Origin of the sequence: Streptomyces niveus (assembly GCF_001723055.1) — a bacterium.
In the GTDB taxonomy this organism is placed as follows: domain Bacteria; phylum Actinomycetota; class Actinomycetes; order Streptomycetales; family Streptomycetaceae; genus Streptomyces; species Streptomyces niveus.
In genome coordinates this window covers 1-3657 of the sequence record NZ_MDCR01000154.1, presented here as the reverse complement: position 1 = coordinate 3657, position 3657 = coordinate 1, and the positions used below count along the sequence as shown (strand labels likewise).

The 3657-nt window shown below is 70.1% G+C and carries 2 protein-coding genes and 1 pseudogene; all 3 read right to left on the bottom strand.

Annotated elements, in window-relative coordinates; all coding sequences use genetic code 11:
- Positions 1-438: pseudogene (locus tag BHU15_RS19290) on the bottom strand (type VI secretion protein); the annotation flags it as partial.
- A gap of 5 nt (positions 439-443) precedes the next feature.
- Positions 444-1892, bottom strand: coding sequence for an ATP-binding protein (locus BHU15_RS19285; protein ID WP_031230883.1), 1449 nt, complete (start codon positions 1890-1892; stop codon positions 444-446).
- Between the two features lie 85 nt (positions 1893-1977).
- A complete protein-coding gene (locus tag BHU15_RS19280) occupies positions 1978-3543 on the bottom strand; it encodes an SCO6880 family protein (protein ID WP_069628324.1) in 1566 nt (521 codons plus the stop codon).
- Positions 3544-3657 lie beyond the last annotated feature (114 nt).

Here is a 3657-nt window from a genome sequence, read left to right as displayed (position 1 = left end):
CCGTACCTCCGCCCGTACCTCGGCTCGCGCCTCGTCCCGCTCGCGTGCCACCTCGCGTTCCCGGAGCCGTACCGTACGCAGCGCGCGCCAGCGGGCCAGCACGCCCAGCACGAACACCGTCAGCACGGCCGCGACCATCAGCTCGCCGATGAACAGGCCCCAGAACAGCCCGTATCCCGACAGCTCGCCCGGTGGGGTGTCCGGCCAGGCGGTGGGCAGGTCGTGCGGGGCGGAGATCAACTGCCGTATCGCCAGCGGCGTACGCGCGAAGGTCACCGAGTCCGGCCACGAACCGTGGGCGAAGAGCGCGGCGAGGCCCGTCGCCGTCCACGCGAAGAGCGTGATCCCGAGGAGGAAGCCCAGCACGCCGAGGATCAGACCGTCCGGGATCCCGCGCTGCGCGCCGGATCCGGGGCCGGTTCCGCCTCCCGCCGCCATGCCGGTCAGGCCACCGTCGACTCGGACGACGCGTTCAGCCGCTGCTGCTCCATGAGGATCGCGCGCTGTTCCGCCTCCCACTCGGCGGCTCGTACGTCGTCGGGCAGCCCGCCGCTGAGGGCGTCCGCCGCGTCGGACGCGTTGGACGCCTGGCTGTTCTCCGTCATCGCGCGGTCGGTGAAGACCAGGGGGCGTTCGGCCTCGGTGACCAGGTGTTTGACGACCTGGACATTGCCGTTGACGTCCCACACCGCGATACCGGGCGTGAGGCTCGGGATGATCTCCACCGCCCAGCGCGGCAGCCCGAGGACCTGGCCGGTGGCCCGTGCCTCGTCGGCCTTCTGCGCGTAGATCGTCCTGGTCGACGCCATCTTGAGGATGGCGGCGGCTTCCTTGGCGGCGGCGCCGTCGACCACGTCGGAGAGGTGGTGGACGACCGCCACGAACGAAAGCCCCAGCCGGCGGCCGAACTTGAGGAGCCGCTGGAAGAGCTGCGCGACGAACGGGGAGTTGATGATGTGCCAGGCCTCCTCGACCAGGAAGATGCGTTTCTTCCGGTCGGGGCGGATCCAGGTGTGTTCCAGCCAGACGCCGACGATCGCCATCAGGATCGGCATCGCGATCGAGTTGCGGTCGATGTGCGAGAGGTCGAAGACGATGAGCGGCGAGTCCAGGTCGATACCGGCGGTCGTCGGGCCGTCGAACATGCCGCGCAGGTCACCGTCGACGAGCCGGTCCAGGACGAGGGCGACGTCCAGGCCCCAGGCCCGTACGTCGTCTATGTCCACGTTCATCGCCTCGGCCGACTCCGGCTCGGGGTGCCGCAGTTGCTCCACGATGTCCATGAGGACGGGCTGGCGCTCGGTGATCGTGGAGTGGACGTAGGCGTGCGCGACCTTGAGGGCGAAGCCGGAACGCTCGTCCAGGCCGTGCCCCATGGCGACTTCGATGATGGTGCGGAGCAGCGCGAGCTGTCCGGTCGTGGTGATCGCGGGGTCGAGCGGGTTGAGCTTGATGCCGCCGTCCAGGGCCGCCATCGGGTCGAGCCGGATGGGGGTTATGCCCAACTGCTGGGCGATGAGGTTCCATTCGCCGGCGCCGTCCTCGCCCTGCGCGTCGAGGACGACGACCTGGCGGTCGCGGAAGCGCAGCTGCCGCAGGACGTAGGTCTTCTCCAGCGCCGACTTGCCGTTGCCGGACTCACCGAGGACCAGCCAGTGGGGGGCGGGGAGTTGCTGCCCGTACAGCTGGAACGGGTCGTAGATGTAGCCCTTGCCGCTGTAGACCTCGCGGCCGATGATGACGCCCGAGTCGCCGAGGCCGGGGGCGGCGGTCGGCAGATAGACGGCCTGCGCCTGGCCGGTGGACGTGCGGACCGGGAGCCGGGTGGTCTCCACCTTTCCGAAGAGGAGCGTGGTGAAGGCGTCCGTGAAGGCGGACATGGGATCTCGCATCACAGGCCCCTATCAGCGGCGGTCGGCTTCTCTTTGTCGGTCTTGTCTTCGACAGTCTTCTCGTCGACGGTCTTCTCGTTGGCGGTCATCGGCGGATGCCGGTGGCGAACGGCAAGGTGTTCACGAAGGCCCTGTGGTGCTCGCGGTCGCACCACTCCAGCTTCAGATACGACTTGCCGGCCGACGCCCGGATCGTCCGCTTGTCCCTGGCCAGGGCCTCGGGCGAGCGGGACGACACCGTGATGTACCCGACGATGTTGACCCCGGCCGCACCGCTGGCGAGGTCCTCACCGCGCTGGTCGAGCCGGCCGTGTGCCGCGATGTCGCGCGGGTCGACGGTGCGGTTCATCTTGGCGGCGCGGCTCGCGTCGGCCTCGTCGTTGGTCTTCTCCGTGAGCATGCGCTCGATGGCGACCTCGGTGGGCTCCAGGTCCATGCAGACCGCGACCGTCCGGATCACGTCGGGCGTGTGGACGAGCAGCGGGGCGAGGAAGTTGACGCCGACCGGGGTCATCGGCCACTCCTTGACCCAGGCCGTGGAGTGGCACCAGGGGGCGCGGGTGGACGACTCGCGGGTCTTGGCCTGGAGGTAGGTGGGCTCCATGGCGTCCAGCTCGGCGGGCCAGGCGTTGCGCTTGGTCATGGCCTGGATGTGGTCTATGGGGTGGTCCGGGTCGTACATCGAGTGCACGAGCGAGGCCAGCCGGGCCTGCCCGAGCGGCTGCCGTACGCGGATGTCGGCCTCCGCGAGACGGGCGCAGATGTCGGTGAGTTCGCGGGCCATGACGACGGCGAGACCGGCGTCCCTGTCGAGCCTGCGGCCCCGTCCCTTGCCGCCCGCGGCCTGGCGGGCGGCGCGGGCCATGGCCTGGCCCTCGGAGGCCAGTTCGCGGGTGTAGTGCATGCAGGCCACGAGGTAGGCGCGGTGCTGCTCGCTGGAGGTGGAGACCATGGACTGGAGCTGCTCGTACGACTCCTGGAGCCAGCCCGGGGACGCGGAGTCGCCGCGCTGGGCGACGTCCTTGGCGTGCGCGTCGGGGTCGGCGGGGAGCGTACGGGCGAGCATCTGGAGGCGGGTGACGAAGCCGTCGCCGTTCGCGACGTGCTTGAGGAGCGTGCCGAAACGGTCGACGAGGGCTTCCTGGTCCTCGCTGTCGCGCAGGCCGACGCCGGGGCCCTCGATCTCGATGGCGGCGGTGACGGTGCGGCGGTCGGCGTGGAGCAGTACGGCGATCTCGTCGGGCCCGAAGGGCGCGGCCAGCCAGTTGATCCGCCCGATGCCGGGGGGCGGCCCGACCTCGACCTCGCGGCCGTCGGCCGCGGTGCCGGCCTCGATGGCGGAGGAGCGGTAGGTGGTGCCGTTGCGCAGGGTCCGTTTGAAACTGCGGTTGATCTCGAACCACTTGTAGAACGTGCGGTGCTTGTACGGGACGTACACGATGGCCAGCGCGAGGAGCGGGAACCCGAGCAGTGTCACGATCCGCAGCGACAGGACGGGGACGATGAGCCCGCTCATCATGCCGAGGAACGCACCGGCGATGATCAGCGCGATCTCGCCCGTCTCACGGTTCTTGCCGACGATCGCGTTCGGCCGCGCGCGGCCGATGAGATACGTACGGCGGGGCGCGATCGGGTGGGACTGAGTCGTCAACGCCCTCCACCTCCTGTGCTGTTGTTACCGGTTCCGCGGCCGTGGCTGCTGCGGCTGCTGTGAGGGGTGCCGCTGGTGGGGCTGCTGGAGCGGGGGGCGGAGGCGGGCGAGGGG

Bases quoted from the DNA above. Each gene is read 5' to 3' on its own strand.
- BHU15_RS19285 (WP_031230883.1), bottom strand. From the start codon at position 1,892: ATGCGAGATCCCATGTCCGCCTTCACGGACGCCTTCACCACGCTCCTC.